The sequence below is a fragment of the Teichococcus vastitatis genome (genome assembly GCF_003604215.1).
Classification (GTDB): domain Bacteria; phylum Pseudomonadota; class Alphaproteobacteria; order Acetobacterales; family Acetobacteraceae; genus Pseudoroseomonas; species Pseudoroseomonas vastitatis.
In genome coordinates, this window is record NZ_QXGS01000005.1 from 214,497 (window position 1) to 230,176 (window position 15,680).

Annotated in this window: 13 protein-coding genes; 3 read left to right on the forward strand and 10 right to left on the reverse strand. The window is 69.5% G+C overall.

Annotated elements, in window-relative coordinates; translation table 11 throughout:
* Positions 1-17: 17 nt before the first annotated feature.
* The 3 genes from D2K64_RS10590 to cydD all read right to left on the reverse strand — a co-directional run bounded on the left by D2K64_RS10590 (position 18) and on the right by cydD (position 4,281).
* Positions 18-857 (reverse strand): YidB family protein, encoded by an 840-nt coding sequence (locus tag D2K64_RS10590; RefSeq protein WP_120008313.1) that lies wholly within the window; start codon positions 855-857, stop codon positions 18-20.
* Positions 858-940: 83 nt separating this feature from the next.
* Complete coding sequence (cydC, locus tag D2K64_RS10595) at positions 941-2,605, reverse strand: thiol reductant ABC exporter subunit CydC (RefSeq protein WP_238384122.1); 1,665 nt, start codon at positions 2,603-2,605, stop codon at positions 941-943.
* Positions 2,602-4,281, reverse strand: a complete 1,680-nt coding sequence (cydD, locus tag D2K64_RS10600; protein ID WP_120008314.1) for a thiol reductant ABC exporter subunit CydD — start codon at positions 4,279-4,281, stop codon at positions 2,602-2,604. The genes cydC and cydD overlap by 4 nt, the downstream gene beginning before the upstream one ends.
* A 114-nt stretch (positions 4,282-4,395) precedes the next feature.
* Here cydD and D2K64_RS10605 point away from each other — a divergent pair, with 114 nt between their 5' ends.
* Positions 4,396-5,295 carry a polysaccharide deacetylase family protein gene (locus tag D2K64_RS10605; RefSeq protein WP_120008315.1) on the forward strand — a complete coding sequence of 300 codons (900 nt, stop codon included), beginning with the start codon at positions 4,396-4,398 and terminating at the stop codon, positions 5,293-5,295.
* A gap of 31 nt (positions 5,296-5,326) precedes the next feature.
* Here D2K64_RS10605 and fzlA read toward each other — a convergent pair whose 3' ends face one another.
* From fzlA to D2K64_RS10625, 4 genes are all read right to left on the reverse strand, one after another.
* The gene (gene fzlA / locus D2K64_RS10610; RefSeq protein WP_120008316.1) at positions 5,327-5,995 is read right to left on the reverse strand and encodes an FtsZ-binding protein FzlA; all 669 of its coding nucleotides are present in this window, start codon (positions 5,993-5,995) and stop codon (positions 5,327-5,329) included.
* Between the two features lie 130 nt (positions 5,996-6,125).
* On the reverse strand, positions 6,126-10,661 hold the full coding sequence (gltB, locus tag D2K64_RS10615) for a glutamate synthase large subunit (RefSeq protein WP_120008317.1): 4,536 nt from the start codon (positions 10,659-10,661) through the stop codon (positions 6,126-6,128).
* A 5-nt stretch (positions 10,662-10,666) separates the two neighbouring features.
* Positions 10,667-12,106 carry an NAD(P)-dependent oxidoreductase gene (locus D2K64_RS10620; RefSeq protein WP_120008318.1) on the reverse strand — a complete coding sequence of 480 codons (1,440 nt, stop codon included), beginning with the start codon at positions 12,104-12,106 and terminating at the stop codon, positions 10,667-10,669.
* 239 nt (positions 12,107-12,345) lie between these two features.
* Positions 12,346-13,290, reverse strand: a complete 945-nt coding sequence (locus tag D2K64_RS10625) for a complex I NDUFA9 subunit family protein (protein ID WP_306418941.1) — start codon at positions 13,288-13,290, stop codon at positions 12,346-12,348.
* Positions 13,291-13,491: 201 nt separating this feature from the next.
* Between D2K64_RS10625 and D2K64_RS10630 the strand changes: the two genes are divergently transcribed.
* On the forward strand, positions 13,492-14,055 hold the full coding sequence (locus tag D2K64_RS10630; RefSeq protein WP_120008320.1) for a DUF1013 domain-containing protein: 564 nt from the start codon (positions 13,492-13,494) through the stop codon (positions 14,053-14,055).
* Between the two features lie 66 nt (positions 14,056-14,121).
* Here the strand turns inward: D2K64_RS10630 and D2K64_RS10635 are convergent, their stop codons facing one another.
* Positions 14,122-14,373: a DUF3126 family protein gene (locus D2K64_RS10635; protein WP_120008321.1), complete on the reverse strand. Its 252-nt coding sequence runs from the start codon at positions 14,371-14,373 to the stop codon at positions 14,122-14,124.
* A gap of 215 nt (positions 14,374-14,588) precedes the next feature.
* Positions 14,589-14,759, reverse strand: a complete 171-nt coding sequence (locus tag D2K64_RS10640; RefSeq protein ID WP_120008322.1) for a YdcH family protein — start codon at positions 14,757-14,759, stop codon at positions 14,589-14,591.
* A gap of 240 nt (positions 14,760-14,999) precedes the next feature.
* Between D2K64_RS10640 and D2K64_RS10645 the strand changes: the two genes are divergently transcribed.
* The gene (locus D2K64_RS10645) at positions 15,000-15,200 is read left to right on the forward strand and encodes a DUF465 domain-containing protein (protein WP_120008345.1); all 201 of its coding nucleotides are present in this window, start codon (positions 15,000-15,002) and stop codon (positions 15,198-15,200) included.
* A 60-nt stretch (positions 15,201-15,260) separates the two neighbouring features.
* On the opposite strand, the gene D2K64_RS10650 is transcribed toward D2K64_RS10645, so the two are convergent.
* The coding region (locus D2K64_RS10650; RefSeq protein WP_238384123.1) for an OmpA family protein at positions 15,261-15,680 on the reverse strand (420 nt) is incomplete at its 5' end.

Genomic DNA, 15,680 nt, shown 5'->3' on the forward strand with positions numbered 1-15,680 from the left:
CGCGTCGGTTCCCTCCGTCAGTTCCGCGGGGGACCACCCGGCGAGCCCACCGGCCGCAACATGCTGCCGAGCCTTTCGCCGACGCCGCCCTGGCCCAGCTCTTCTTCCCGTTCCGGGATGCGGCCATGCGGCGTCAGCCGGTCCACCAGTTCCGGCATGGTCCGGCGCAGTTCCTCGATCAGGGTCTCACGGTCGGTGCCGAGTTGCTGCGCCGCCGCGTCCAGTTCCTGCGGGTCGAATTGCTGTTCCACGGCCTTGCGCGGCGCTTCCCGGTTGCTGCCGGGCGCAACCCAGGAATCCACCTCGTCGGCGAAGCCCTGCCGCCGCATGCCGCCGAGCATCCCGGCGAGGCCGCCCAGCAATCCGCCGAGCCCCGCATTGCCGCCCAGGCCGCCCCCCATGCCGCCGCCGAGGCCGCCACCCTGGCCGCCGCCGCCGAGCAGCCCGCCCAGGATTCCGCCGAGCCCACCGCCCGCTCCGCCGGTCATGCCGCCGGTGCCGCCGCCGCGCAGCAACCCGCCCAGCACGTCACCGATGCCACCGCCCTGCCCATAGCCCGGCTGCTGGCCCGATCCCGTGTGACCCGCCCCGCGGGGATCCGCGCCGGCCATGCTGCCGGTGGCGTCGGCGGGCGAGGTGTTGCCCCGCAGCAATCCGCCCAGCACGTCGCCGATGCCGCCGCCCTGGCCCCCCGTGGCCGCGTCGCCAGTATCCTGGCCGGATGGGTGCCCCTGCTGCTGGCTGCGCGAATGCTTCATCAGTTGATGCAGCAGCAGCGCCATCGCCGCCATCTTCATGCCGCCCGACATGCTGCCGGCCAATCCACCGCCGCGCTGGCCCGAGAAGAAATCGCTCATGATCGTTCGCTCCGATTGCTGCCTGCTGCAACAATGGGCTGCGATCACCGAGGCGGCAGGAGCCGCCGGTCAATCCTCCGCGATCAGCCCATGGCCGGAATGGCACGACCCCCGACGAGGCGCAGGATGCGCGTCGGTTTCTCGACCCCGAGCAACCGGTGCGTGATGAGGATCACGCTGCGGCCCTGCGTAGCGCTTTCAAGGGTTTCCAGAAAGGCGCGCTCCGCCAGCGGATCGAGGCCCCCGGCCGGTTCATCGAGGATCAGCAGGGCGGCCGGCGCCAGCAGCGCCCGGGCCAGCGCCAGGCGCCGTCCCTGTCCGCCGGAAAACCGCGCGCCGCCTTCACCGCAGCCGGTCTGCAGACCCTCCGGCAGGGCCCGCACGACCTCGGCCACGCCTGCGCGCTCCAACGCCTGCCAGAGCGCCGCGTCGGTGGCGGCCGGATCGGCCAGGCGCAGATTGGCGGCGATGCTGTCGTCAAACAGCCGCGCATCCTGCGTCAGGCAGGCGATGCGGCTGCGCACAGCGGCGCCGCTCAGGCTGGCGAGATCGGTGCCGCCCAGGGTGATGCGGCCTTCCTGAGGGGCAGCCAGCTTCAGCAGCAGCGTCGCCAATGTGGACTTGCCGGAACCGGACGGGCCGAGCAGGGCCAGCCGCCCGCCCTCGGGCAATTCGAGGCTGAGGCCGTTGAACACCGGCGCGCGATCGGGCGCCCAGGAGAAATGGACGCCTTCGACCCGCACCGCATGGCCGGTGGGTGGCGCGACCGGCACCGCCGGCTCGGGCACCGGCGGCGCGGTGTCGGCCGCCTCGAACAGGCGCCGGGCCCCGGCGGATGCGGCGGCTAGCGCGGTGCCGGCACGCGGCACAGCGGCCAGCACCTCGCCCGCTCCCAGCGCCAGGAACAGCCCCAGCACCGAACCCGCCACCGCGCCCTCGCCGCCGGCCAAGCCATAGCCAAGCGCGCCGAACAGCGCCGCCTGGCTGAGCACCAGGCCGCTCGCGCCGCTCCAGGCGGCGCGTCGGGCCAGGGCTTTCTGCTGCTGCGCCAGCGCGTCACCGGCCCGCATCAGCCGGTCCGTGGCCCGCGCCTCGCCATTGGCAGCCAGCGTGTCCTCCAGGCCCAGCAGCGGGTCCACCGCGGCAACGCGGAGTTGTCCCTGCGCCTCCGCCACCCGCGCGGCGGCCCGCCCCGCGGCCGGTGCCAGCAGAGGCGGCAGCAGCAGCGCCGCCGCCAGGGGCAGCGCCACCACGGCGGCGAGGCCCGGGCCGGCCGCACCCAGCATCACTGCCAGCGCCAGCACCACGGCCACCGCGGCGGCGCCCGGTACCAGCGCGCGCAGGTACAGCCCATCCAGCGCTTCCACGTCGGACACGATGCGGCCCAGCAGGTCCCCCGCGCCGCGCAGGCCAAGGCCGGCCGGCAGTCTTTCGGCCAAGCGGCGGAAGAACCAGATCCGGGTATCGGTCAGGGCGCGGAAGGTGGCGGAATGGGTGACCAGCCGCTCGAGGTAGCGGGCCAGCGGCCGCACCAGGATCAGCGGCCGCAACAGCAGCAGCGAGCCCACCGCGCCCGCCGTCAGGGCGGAATTCTGCAGCCCTTCCGAAACGCCGCGCCCTGCCAGGGCCAACAAGGCGATCCCGGCCAGGGCCGCCAGTCCGGCCACCACCGCGCCGGCCAGAAGCCAGCCGCGCCGTGCCCGCCACAGGCCGAGCACGCGCAGCAACAGGCGCAGCATGGCGCTCATTCGCCGGCCATCCGCGCCACGCTGGCCCGGCCATCCGCCATCTCCAGCACCCGGCTGAAGCGGGCGCGCAGCGCCGGGGAATGCGTGGCAATGATTGCGGTGCGCCCGGCGCACAGGCGGCGCAGGCTGTCCAGCAGTTCGGCCTCGGTGCCGGGATCGAGATGCGCGGTGGGTTCGTCGAGCAGCACCAGCGGGGCGTTGCGCAGAAAGGCGCGCGCCATGGCGACGCGCTGTGCCTGGCCGCCGGACAGGCCATAGCCGCCCTCGCCCACCTGGGTGTCGAGGCCCTGCGGCAGGGCGTCGGCGAAATCGGTGACATGCGCGGCGCGGGCGGCGGCCAGGATCTCGGCGTCCGTCGCCTCGGGGCGGGCCAGCGCGATGTTGTTGCGGATGCTGTCGCGGAACAGATGCGCCTTCTGCCCCACATAAGCTGACAGGCGGCGCAGCTCGGACGGACGCAGGCTGGTGGCGTCGCGGCCGTTGAAGGCGATGCGGCCGCTGTCGGGCCGGGCAAAGCCCATCAGCAGCCGCAGCACCGAGGATTTGCCGGCGCCCGAGGCCCCGGCCAGCACCAGCGCCTCGCCCGGCAGCACGCGGAAGCTCAGGTCGCGCAGCGCCGGACCGCGCGACGGGTCATAGGTCAGGCCGACATGCTCGAAGGTGACCACCACGCTGGGCGGCATCTCGGCCAGCAGCAGCCCGGTTTCGGCATTCTCCTCCGCCAGCAGCGGCGCCAGGGCGGCGGCGGCGCCGTTCGCCGCCATGCGCTCGTGATAGGCGGCGGAAAAGGCGCGCAGCGGAGCGAAGAAGCCAGGCACCATCAGCAGGCAGAACAGCGCCGCCTGCGGGTCCGGATGGCCGCCGACCAGCAGGTTGCCGTGCCGCCAAGCCAGGCAGCCCAGCACGGCGGCGGCGATCACCTCCAGGCTGAGGCCAGACAGAAACGCCACGCGAAGCACCCGCATGGTGCGCCCGCGCAGCTCATCGGCGGCGGCGCCAAGCGCCCGGGCCTCGCTGTCCTGGCGGCCGAACAGCACGATCTGCGGCAGGCCGCGCATGCGATCGAGGAAGCGACCCGACAGCGCCTGCAGCGCGTCGAACTGCCGCCGGCTGGCCAGGGCTGCGCCGATGCCGGTGATCGCCATGCCCACGGGAACCAGCGCGCCGGCGGCGAACAGGATCACCCCGCTCAGCGGGTCCTCCGAGGCGACGGCCACCGCGATCAGCAGGGGGCCGGCGGCGGCCAGGATGGCGGCGGGCAGCCAGCGGGCAAAATAACCGTCCAGCGCTTCAATGCGGTCCACCACCAACGCCGCCCGCTCGCCGGCCGGGCGCGGATCGGCGGGGCCGAGCGCCAGCAGGCGGGCGAAGGCCCGGCGCCGCAACCCGGCGCGCGCGGCGGCGCCCGCATCGGCCTGCGCACGTTCCTGCGCCACGCCAAGCCCGATGCCGAGCAGCGCCAGGGCTGCGGCGGCCATCAGGTCCGGCCAGCCGGAAGCGCCATGGCCCAGCAGGGTGGCCAACAGATGCGCCATGAACCACGCCTGGGCCAGGCCGCAGGCAATCGAGGCAAGGCCAAGCAGGACCGGGCGCGCCATCTTCCCCCGGCCCTGGCGGGCGGTGGCGGAAAGCAGGGCGCGCGCCCGGGCTGCCTCGGCCGACAGGGGCTGAGACATGAGCGCTTTCTAGCCGGGATTTTGCCATACGGAAACCATGCGGCAGGGTTGGCCTGCGCATTGCTAGTCCCGCACCTGATCCTTCGACCGCCCACCCCTGGAGATGCCGCACGCATGCTGCCCAGCCACGGACGCTACAGCTACCATCCCTGGCCCGAGCGCCCGGTCTACTCCTGGCCCAGTGGTGCCAAGCTGGCGGTCTATCTGGGCATCAACCTGGAACACTTCGCCTTTGGCGAAGGGCTGGGGGCCGAGCTGGCGCCGGGTCCGAATGGCGGCGGGGGCCCGCAGCCGGACGTGCTGAACTACGCCTGGCGCGACTACGGCAACCGCGTCGGCGCGTGGCGGCTGATCGAGCTGCTGGAGGCGCTGCGGCTGCCGGCCACCGTGCTGGTCAACAGCGCCATGTATGGCTACGCCCCGTCCCTGATCGCGGCGCACCGCGCGCGCGGCGACGAGATCGCGGCGCATGGCCGCACCAACAGCGAGCGGCAGAGCACCATGGACGAGGCGGCCGAGCGGGCCATGATCCGCGCCGCCACCACGGTGATCACCGAGGCCGAGGGCGCCCCGCCCCGGGGCTGGCTGTCGCCCTGGATCGCGGAAAGCCGCGTGACGCCGGACCTGCTGGCGGAAGCCGGCTACAGCTACACGCTGAACTGGTGCGCCGACGACCAGCCCATCCATCTGGCCACCCGCACCGGGCCGCTGCTGGCGGTGCCCTACCCGCAGGAGGTCAACGACATGCCCTCCATCGTGGCGCGCAAGGATTCGGCCGAACAATTCGCCGCCATGATCGTGGCGGATTTCGAGGAAAGGCTGCTGCAGATCCGTGACGGCAAGCCGCAGGTCATGGGGATCGCCCTGCATCCGCACCTGATCGGCCAGCCCTACCGGCTGCGGGCGCTGCGCGGTGCGCTGGAACACATCACCGCGCGCCAGGGGCTGGTCTGGCTCACCACGGCCGGCCAGATCGCGAGCCACGTCGCGCGGCTGCCGGGCATGCTGCCCTGAACCAGCCACCCCGGCGATGCCGGGGCGCGGCTCAGAAATCGAGGTCGGCGTAGTGCGGCGGCGGATTGCTGCCGCTGACGCGGTCAGCCAGCAGAGGGCGAAAAGCCGGGCGCGACTTGACGCGCGCGTACCAGTCCTTGGCCGCGTCATTCAGGGCCCAATCAATGTCGCCAATGTAATCCAGCGCCGAGAGATGGGCCGCCGCCGCCAGATCGGCCAGCGACAAGGTGTTGCCGGCGAGCCAGATGCGCGTCTCGGCCAGCCAGCCGAGATAGTCGAGATGCGGCTTGAGGTTGGCGTAGCCAGCGCGGATCGCCCCGGCATCCGGATTGCCGCGCCCCAGCAACCGCTTCATCTGCTTCTCGTACAGCAGGTTCTCGGTCACTTCACGGGCAAACTTGCCGTCAAACCAGGCCACCAGCCGGCGCACCTCGGCGCGTTCACCCAGCGTGCGGCCGAGCAACTGGACCTCCGGGTACGCCTCGTCAAGGTATTCGCAGATGGCGTAGCTATCCGCCAGCACCAGCCCGTTCTCCTCGGCCAGAACGGGCACGGTTCCGGCCGGGTTCAGGGCCAGGAACTCTTCCCGCCTTTCCCACACCCGTTCGGCGCGCAACTCGAAGGGGATGCGCTTCTCGCCAAGCACCAGACGCACCTTCCGCGAGGCGGGAGACAAAGGCAGTTGGTAGAGAATTCGCATTCAGGACAGGCCGGACCAAACAGCAGAAGCGCGCTTATGGCATGGGGCTCCGGCCAGGGCCAGCCGTGATCACGGAAGGTTGCCAGATGTTTCGCAGCGGGAAGCGGTTGGCCCCGCCTCCCGCCCGCGTTCATTCGGCGGCGAGGGCCACCGCCTCCATCGGCTGCGGCAGGTAACGGGCATATTCCTTCGGCACCACATGCCAGAAGCTGCCGCGCTCCACCGCCCAGTCGTTCAGCAACCGGGCCGCGAGGCGCGATCCGGTCTCGGCCGCATGCCTCCGCACCAGTTCCTGCAGGTGTTCTTCCCAGTGGGCCGAGGACAGGCGGCGCCACAGCAGCGTGTCCGGGTTGAGCCGCTGCTCGAAGGTGCCATCGGCATCATAGATGAACGCATGGCCACCAGTGAAGCCGGCGCCGAAATTGTCGCCCACGGCGCCGAGGATCACCACCGTACCGCCGGTCATGTATTCGCAGCCATTGGCGCCGACGCCCTCCACCACCGCCGTGGCGCCGGAGTTGCGCACAGCGAAGCGCTCCCCGGCCTGGCCGGCGGCGAACAACTCGCCGGAGGTTGCGCCGTACAGCACAGTGTTGCCAATGATGGCGTTCTCGTTCCACACCAGCGAGGAGGACGGCGCCGGGCGCAGCACGATGGTGCCGCCCGACAGCCCCTTGCCGACATAGTCATTGGCGTCGCCCAGCACTTCGAGCTTCAGCCCGCGCACCGCGAAGGCGCCGAGCGACTGCCCGGCGGAGCCGCGCAGCCGCACCGTCAGGTGGCCGGGCTGCAGCCCCTCCATGCCGAATTTGCGCACGATCTTGGAAGAGATCTTGGTGCCGATGGCGCGGTGCGTGTTGCGGATGTTGTAGGCGAGCTGCATCTTCTCGCCCCGCTCGAACAGCGCCGCGGCGTCTCGGATCATGTCGGCGTCCAGCGTCTCAGGTACCTCGTTGCGGCCTTCCAGCGTGCAGTGGCGTGGATAGGGGCCGGCATCGGCCTGCACCAGCAGCGGGTTGAGGTCGAGGTCGTCGAGGTCCTCGGCGCCGCGCGACACCTGCTTCAGCAGGTCGGTGCGGCCGATCACATCCTCCAGCTTTCGGAAGCCGAGCGAGGCCAGGATCTCGCGAATCTCTTCGGCGATGAAGGAGAACAGCGCGATCACCTTCTCCGGCGAGCCCTCGAACTTCTTGCGCAGTTCCTCGTCCTGGGTGCAGACGCCGACCGGGCAGGTGTTGGAGTGGCACTGCCGCACCATGATGCAGCCCATCGCGACGAGCGAGGCGGTGCCGATGCCGAACTCCTCGGCACCCAGCATGGCGGCAATCACCACGTCGCGCCCGGTCTTGAGGCCGCCATCGGTGCGCAGCTTGATGCGGTGGCGCAGCCGGTTCAGCAGCAGCACCTGGTGCGTCTCGGACAGCCCCATCTCCCAGGGCAGGCCGGCATACTTGATCGAGGACACGGGCGAGGCACCGGTGCCGCCCGAATGGCCGGACACCAGGATCGCATCCGCCTTGGCCTTGGCCACGCCGGCGGCGATGGTGCCGATGCCGGACCGCGACACCAGCTTCACGCAGACAGAGGCCTCGGGGTTGATCTGCTTCAGGTCGTAGATGAGCTGCGCCAGATCCTCGATCGAGTAGATGTCATGGTGCGGCGGCGGCGAGATCAGGGTCACGCCCGGCGTCGCGTGGCGCAGGCGGGCGATGATGCCGGACACCTTGAAGCCCGGCAGCTGGCCGCCCTCGCCCGGCTTGGCGCCCTGCGCCACCTTGATCTCGATCTCCTTGCAGTTGTTCAGGTACTCGGCGGTGACGCCGAAGCGGCCCGAGGCGATCTGCTTGATCGACGAATTGGCATTGTCGCCATTGGCCCTTGGCCTGGCGCGCGCCGGGTCCTCGCCGCCCTCGCCACTATCGGAACGTGCGCCGATGCGGTTCATGGCGATGGACAGCGTCTCGTGCGCCTCGGGGCTGAGGGCGCCGAGGGAGATGCCGGGCGCGATCAGCCGCTTGCGGATCTCGGTGATGCTCTCGACCTCATCCACCGGCACCGGCCTGGCCCGCTCGACGCGGAAGTCGAGCAGGTCGCGCAGAGCGACCGGCGCCAGCTTGCGCACGGCTTCCGAGTAGCGCTTGAAGGTCTGATAGCTGTCGCTCTCCACCGCGTTCTGCAGCAAGTGGATCAGGCTGCCGTCGAAGGCGTGCGCCTCGCCGCGGCGACGCAGCTTGTACAGCCCGCCCACCGGCAGCACGGCGGCGGAAATGCCCCAGGCCTGCTTGTGCATGGCCAACACCCGGCGCGCGATGCCGGACAGGCCGATCCCCGAGATGCGCGACGGCGTGCCGGGGAAGAACTCGGCCACCAGGGCGCGGCTCAACCCGATGGCCTCGAAGTTCATGCCGCCGCGATAGGAGGAGAGCACCGAGATGCCCATCTTCGCCATGATCTTCAGCAGGCCCTTGTCCACCGCCTTGCGGTAGGACGCCACGCAATCCTTCAGCGACTTTCCGGCGAACAGCCCCCGGCGGTGCCGGTCGGCGATGCTTTCCTGCGCGAGGTAGGCATTCACCGTGGTGGCGCCGGCGCCGATCAGCACGGCGAAGTAGTGCACGTCGACGCATTCGGCGGCGCGCAGGTTCAGGCTGGTGAAGGTGCGCAGCGAATGCCGGACCAGGTGGGTGTGCACCGCGCCGGTCGCCAGAATCATCGGAATGGCGGCGCGCTCGGGTCCCATCGCCTCATCCGTCAGGATCACATGGGCGCAGCCGGAACGGACCCCCTCCTCCGCTTCGCGCCGGATCCGTTCGAAGGCGCGGCGCAGGCCCGCCTCGCCTTCCGCGACCGGAAAGGTGGCGTCCACCACGCAGGCGGTGTCGCCCATGTAGCTGCGCATCGCCGCGAACTCGGCATTGCTCAGCACTGGGCTGTCCAGCATCAGCATGTCGCACTGGGCCGGGTCCTCGTCAAGCACGTTGCCGAGGTTGCCGAGGCGCGTCTTGATGGTCATCACCCGCGTTTCCCGCAGGCTGTCGATCGGCGGGTTGGTGACCTGGCTGAAGGTCTGTCGGAAGTAATGGTGCAGCCCACGATAGCCGGCCGAGAGCACCGCGATCGGCGTGTCGTCGCCCATGCTGCCAATCGCCTCGGCCGCGTCCTCGGCCATCGGGTGCAGGATGGTTTCCAGGTCCTCCATAGTGAAGCCCATGGCGAGCTGGCGGCGGCGCAGCGCGTCGCCCTGCAGTTCCTGCGCCTCGTCCACCTCGTCGCGGACGATGCCGTCGATGCGGGTGGTGCGGTTGATCCACTGGCCGAACGGATGGCGCGCCGCCAGCATGTCCTTCAGCTCGCCATCGGCGTAGAAGCGGGCCGTGTCGAGATCGACGCCGATGCACTGGCCGGGCCCGACGCGGCCCTTGGCCACGATGTCCGCTTCCGCCACCTTCACCATGCCGGTCTCGGAACCCACGATCAGCAGGCCGTTATTGGTCATCGTGTAGCGGATCGGCCGCAGGCCGTTGCGGTCGAGCCCGGCGACCACCCAGCGGCCATCGGTGGCGCAGACGGCGGCCGGGCCATCCCACGGCTCCATTACCGCGTTGCAGTACATGAACAGGTCGCGATGCGCCTCGGGCATGGTGGCGTTGCTGCCGATGCTCTCGGGGATCAGCATGGCCTTGGCCATCGGCGCGTCGCGCCCGCCGCGCACCAGCAGCTCGAACACATTGTCCAGCGTGGCGGTGTCGGAACCGCCCGCCTGCACCACCGGCTTGATGTCCTCCATGAACGGGTCGAGGAACTCATGGGCCAGCCGCGTCTCGTGCGACTTCATCCAGTTGATGTTGCCGTGGACGGTGTTGATTTCGCCGTTATGGGCCAGCATGCGGAAGGGCTGGGCCAGCCGCCAGGTCGGGAAGGTGTTGGTCGAGTAGCGCTGATGGTAGATCGCGAAGCGGCTGACGAAGCGTTCGTCCAGCAGGTCCGGGTAGAAGTCGGTCAGGTTCTCCGCCAGGAACATGCCCTTGTAGATGATCGAGCGGCAGGACAGGCTGCACAGATACAGCTCCGGCACCTGGGCGGAGATCGCCTGCTTCTCGATGCGGCGGCGGATAACGTAGAGGTCGCGCTCCATGGTCGCGGCATCGCGCTGCTCGGGGTCCCAGACCAGGATCTGCTCGATCTCGGGGCGCGTCGCATTCGCCTTCTCGCCGATGCAGGACACGTCGATCGGCACCTGGCGCCAGCCATAGATATGGTAGCCGGCGTTCAGGATCTCGGTCTCGACGATCTGCCGGCAGCGCTCCTGCGCGCCGAGATCGGTCTTGGGCAGGAACACCATGCCCACCGCGATGCGGCCGGAGCGCAGGCGGTCGCCGCCATGCTGCACCACCTCGGCAAAGAAATCCTGCGGGATCTCGACATGGATGCCGGCGCCATCGCCGGTCTTGCCATCCGCATCCACCGCGCCGCGGTGCCACACGGCGCGCAGCGCATCGATGCCGGCCTGCACCACGTCGCGGCGCGGCTTGCCATCCAGCGAGGCCACCAGACCAACGCCGCAGGCATCATGTTCGGTGACATCGACATGCGCGGTTCCGCTCAGCAGGGCGGCATTGCGCGAATAGGCGTGAGCGAAGGCGGAGCCGGTCTCGATCTGGTCCATGGCTGTCACTCCGCGGCGATGGCCGGCGTCTTCTGCGCCAGCACGTATTGCTCGATCTGGTCGGCCGCGTCGCGGCCGTCACGGATGCCCCACACGACGAGGGAGGCGCCGCGCACGATGTCGCCGGCGGCGAATACGCCGGGCAGCTTGGTCATCATGGTGCGGCGGTCGATGGTCAGGGTCCCCCAGCGGGACACGGCGAGGTCCGGCGCGTTGAACATGGCCGGCAGGTCCTCGGGGTCGAAGCCCAGCGCCTTGACGACGAGATCGGCGCCCTCGGTGAACTGGCTGCCCGGGATCGGCTCCACCTGCTGGCGCCCGGTGGCATCGGGCAATCCGAGATGCATCTTCACCGCGGTGACGCCGGTGACCTTTCCATCCTCGCCCTCGAACGCCTCGGGAGCGCAGAGCCAGACGAAGTTGACGCCCTCTTCCTCCGCATTCGCGACCTCGCGCATCGAGCCGGGCATGTTGGCCTTGTCCCGGCGGTACAGGCAGGTGACGGCCGTGGCGCCCTGCCGGACGGCGGTGCGCACGCAATCCATGGCGGTGTCGCCGCCGCCGATCACCACCACCCGCTTGCCGGCGGCGTTCAACGTGCCGTCGATGAATTCGGGCACCTCGTCGCCCAGGTTTTCCCGGTTGGACGCGGTGAGGAAATCCAGCGCCGGCACGACGCCCGCCAGGTTGGAGCCGCGGCCGCCGATGTCGCGCGCCTTGTACACCCCGGTCGCGATCAGCACGGCGTCATGCCGGGCGCGGATCTCGTCCAGTGTGATGTCGCGGCCGATCTGGCAGTTCAGCACAAAGGAGATGCCGCCGGCGGCGAATTGCTCGGCGCGCCGCACCACCACCTGCTTCTCCAGCTTGAAGCCGGGGATGCCGTAGATCATCAACCCGCCGACACGGTCATAACGGTCATACACCGTGACTTTCCAGCCGCGCGAGCGCAGGCGCTCCGCCGCGGCGAGGCCTGCCGGGCCGGCGCCGATGATGCCCACGGAATGATCCACCTCCTGCGTCGGCGAAGGCGGCTTCACCCAGCCCTTCTCCCAGGCGGTGTCCGTGACATAGCGCTCGACGGCACCGATGGTGACGCTGTTGAAGCCCTTCTCGATCACGCAATTGCCTTCGCACAGGCGGTCCTGTGGGCAGACGCGGCCGCAGATCTCGGGAAAGGTGTTGGTGGCGGAGGACACCTCATAGGCTTCCTCCAGCCGTCCCTCGGCGGTCAGCTTCAGCCAGTCCGGAATGTTCTGGTTCAGCGGGCAATGGATCGAGCAGAAGGGCACGCCGCATTGCGAGCAGCGGCTGGATTGCTCGCTGGCCCGCTCGGCGGTGAAGCGCTGGTAGATCTCTCCGAAATCCGTCTTTCGGGTGGTGGCCGCGCGCTTCTCGGGTGTCTGTTGGGACAGGCGCACGAATTGCAGCATGCGATCGGCCATGAGCACGGATCCTTCGGCAGGAAGGCGGAACAGCAGGGATCGGAGGACGCGGAAAGCCGGACCCGAACAGGACCCGACCGGGTTTCCCCTCCGTTGGCGCAGCTTTGCCATAGCCCCACACAGGTGGCCAGCACGAATTATCGCGTTATGACAGCCTCCGTGTCATTTTTTCTTCTCATTGCGAGCCTTGTTGGGCCACAACACTCCGGAGTCGAGGATAAAAGATCCGGAACGGTCCTTCAGGCCGGAAGAACGCGCCGCTTGCCTCCGCCAGGGCGGAACCGCGCCAGATAGCCCGGCACCACCGCTTCCATGGGCGTCGGCGTGATGCCGAGTTCCGGAAGCCCTGCCGCGCCGGGACTCACCACATTGTCGCGCCGCAGCTGCGCCAACTGGTCGCGTGTCAGCGGCGGATTGGGCAGGTACTCACCCAGCCGAGCCTGCAGCCGCACCAACCCATCCGGCAACTCCACCAGCCGCCGGCGGCGATGGGTCACCTCCAGCACGTAGCCCATCAGTTCGCGGAAGCTGGCGACCCTGGGTCCGCCCAGTTCGAAGCCGCGCCCGGCGACATCACCACGCTGGCTGGCCGCCACGATGGCGTCGGCGACGTCCCCTACATAGACCGGCTGGAAGCGGGTCCTGCCACAGACCACCGGCATGAAGGGCAACAGCTGCGCCATGCCGGCGAAGCGGTTGAAGAACTGGTCCTCGGGGCCGAAGATGATGGAGGGACGCAGAATGGTGGCGGACGGAAAGGCGTCCCGCAGCGCCGCCTCGCCTGCCGCCTTGCTGCGGGCATAGGCACTGTCGCTCGATGGATCCGCGCCGATTGCCGAAACATGCACCACGCGGGCCACGCCGGCCTGCGCCGCGCCGCGGCCGATGCGGCCGGGCAGCTCGCCCTGCAGCCGGGCGAAATCACCCGGCTTGGCTTCGGCCAGGATGCCCACCAGGTTCACCACCAAGCTGGACTCGGCCACTGCCTCCGTCATCGCGGCATCGCTGCGCAGATCGGCGCGGCGTGGCAGGATCTGGCCGACCCGGCCCTGGGTGGTCAGCGGCAGGGCGGCATCCGGGTACCGCGTGATGATGCGGATGTCATAGTCCAGCCGCGCCAGACGGGGCACCAGATGCTTGCCGATGAAGCCAGTGCCGCCAAAGATCGTCACGAGGCGCCGCATGGCCATGTTCCTTCGCAGAAATGTCGTGCTTGACGATATGGGCCGTTTGGCCGGGCGCCAAGGAGGCCGTCCGGGCCGGACCCGGCCCGGTTTCTGCCCCGGGGATGGCGCCAGGGCTTTGACCCTCCCCTTCCCGCTCTCTATATGCAGGCTCATCCGGGGCGGCCTGTGCGGCGCGCCCGCCGATCATTAAGGTTTCCGATGACCCTGCCGCTGATGCCGAAGGCCACCGCTGTGTGGCTCATCGAGAAGACATCCCTGAGCTTCGAGCAGATCGCCGATTTCGTCGGCATGCATCCGCTGGAGGTGCAGGCCATCGCCGATGGCGAGGTGGCGCAGGGCATCGTCGGCTACGACCCGGTGCAGAACGGGCAGCTGCGGCGTGAGGAGATCGAACGCTGCGAAGGCAATCCGGATGCGCGGCTGCGTCTCCAGGAAAGCTCGATCCCGGTACCCAAGAGCCGCGGCAAGGGCGCCCGCTACACCCCCGTGTCCAAGCGCAACGACCGGCCGGATGCCATTGCCTTCCTGCTGCGCAACTATCCGCAACTGACCGAGGCGCAGATCGGCAAGCTGCTCGGCACCACTAAGGACACCATCGCCAAGGTGCGCGACCGCACCCATTGGAACAGTGCCAACATCAAGCCGCGCGACCCGGTGATCCTGGGCCTGTGCAGCCAGTCCGACCTGAACAGCGCCGTGCTGGCGTCCGGCGGCAACCCGGCCGAGCCGGCGGTCCTGGCCGAGGACGACGACGCCGCCTGACGCGGCCGGCCGGCGCGGAAAGCGCCGGCCGTGAGCGATGCAGGGTGAATGCGACCCCGCTTCGCCTCAGATGCGGCGCCGGGGCGCTGCGGTGGCTGCCTTCGGCAAGGGCGGCAGATCCTCTTCCAGGATCGTCAGGTGAACGGAATACGACACCTCACCCTCATCGTCGTCGCGATGCACGGTGCCGATCACTTCGTCCTGGACCGCAACCTCGACCGAGAGCCCTGCACGGGCCGGCTTGATGAGGGTGACGCGCTCGCTGCCGAGGATCCGGCGCAGATAAGCCTGCACACGCGCGATATCGGAGGCATCCATGCCGTGCCCATGCTCCCTGGAAATGGCTGACCACGCCCCGCGCCGCTGAAACGTCATATTCGGCGAACGGGTCGTAGCGCCTTCTGCGCGGTGCGCCGGCCCGGCGCAACCCCTCCCGTGAATTCAATGGGGCTGAGGGGAGCCGGAATCAAGTCGCCCCCATGGCCTCGGCCATGGGGGCGGGACGCGATGCGACGAGAGCCGTCGGCACGGCATCAGCGCGCGGGGCGCAGCCTTTCCATCTCCTCCTTCAGGCGAAGCTTGGCGAGCTTCAGGCGGCCCAGGGTGCCGGAATCCGGTTGCGGACGCTGGCCCTCGGCGGCGATCTGCCGCTCCAGAGTAGCATGACGTTCCTGTAGGCTGCGCAGGCGTGGCTGTTGCAACATCGGCGCTCCAGTTCTCTGCTGGTTGCTGTTTTAGCCAGGAACCGCCTCGAGGTATCCCGCACGCCGGGGCAGCGCGGGTCACGCCGAAACGGGGCGCGCCGCACTCCACCGCCTAGCCCTGTTTCCCGGCCGAATGGCCGGATGAAGCGGAGAGCCAGTGCAAGCTGTGCGATCACGCCGAGACATGATATGGCCCTTTTCCCTGCCGATGCGACTCAAACCGAGCAAAAGATGAGGCCCATCCTGGCCGACCGTGACAGCCTGCTCCGTCAACTCCACGAGTTGCGCAGCGAACACCGCGACCTCGATACGGTGATCTCCCGCATGGAGATCTCCCTGCTGGACCAGTTGCAGCTTCAGCGGCTGAAGAAGCGCAAATTGAAGCTCAAGGATGAAATCGCCTGGCTGGAAAGCCGGCTGCTGCCCGACATCATCGCCTGAACGTGACAAGGGCGCCTTGCGGCGCCCTTTTCTTGAGGTCCGGCGAGGAGGTGGTGCGGCTTAGCGCAGCACGATCTCGACGCGGCGGTTCTGCGGCTCGCGCACGCCATCGGCGGTCGGCACCAGCGGACGGCTCTCGCCGAAGGCCTGCACCGTGATCGTCGAGCGGGCGGCGGCCAGGCGCACCAGCTCTGCCGACACCGCATCCGCGCGGCGCTGCGACAGGCGCAAGTTGTATTGCGGCGTGCCGGAGCGGTCGGCGTGGCCGGCCACTTCGATGCGGGTCGCCTGCACGCGGCCGGAGTTCTGCGCGGCCTCGGCGATGATCTGGCGGGCGCGGTTCGTCAGGTCGGCGCGCTGAATGCAGAAAGGGCGCCTTGCGGCGCCCTTTCCTTCAGGTCCGGCGAGGAGGTGATGCGGCTTAGCGCAGCACGATCTCGACGCGGCGGTTCTGCGGCTCGCGCACGCCATCGGCGGTCG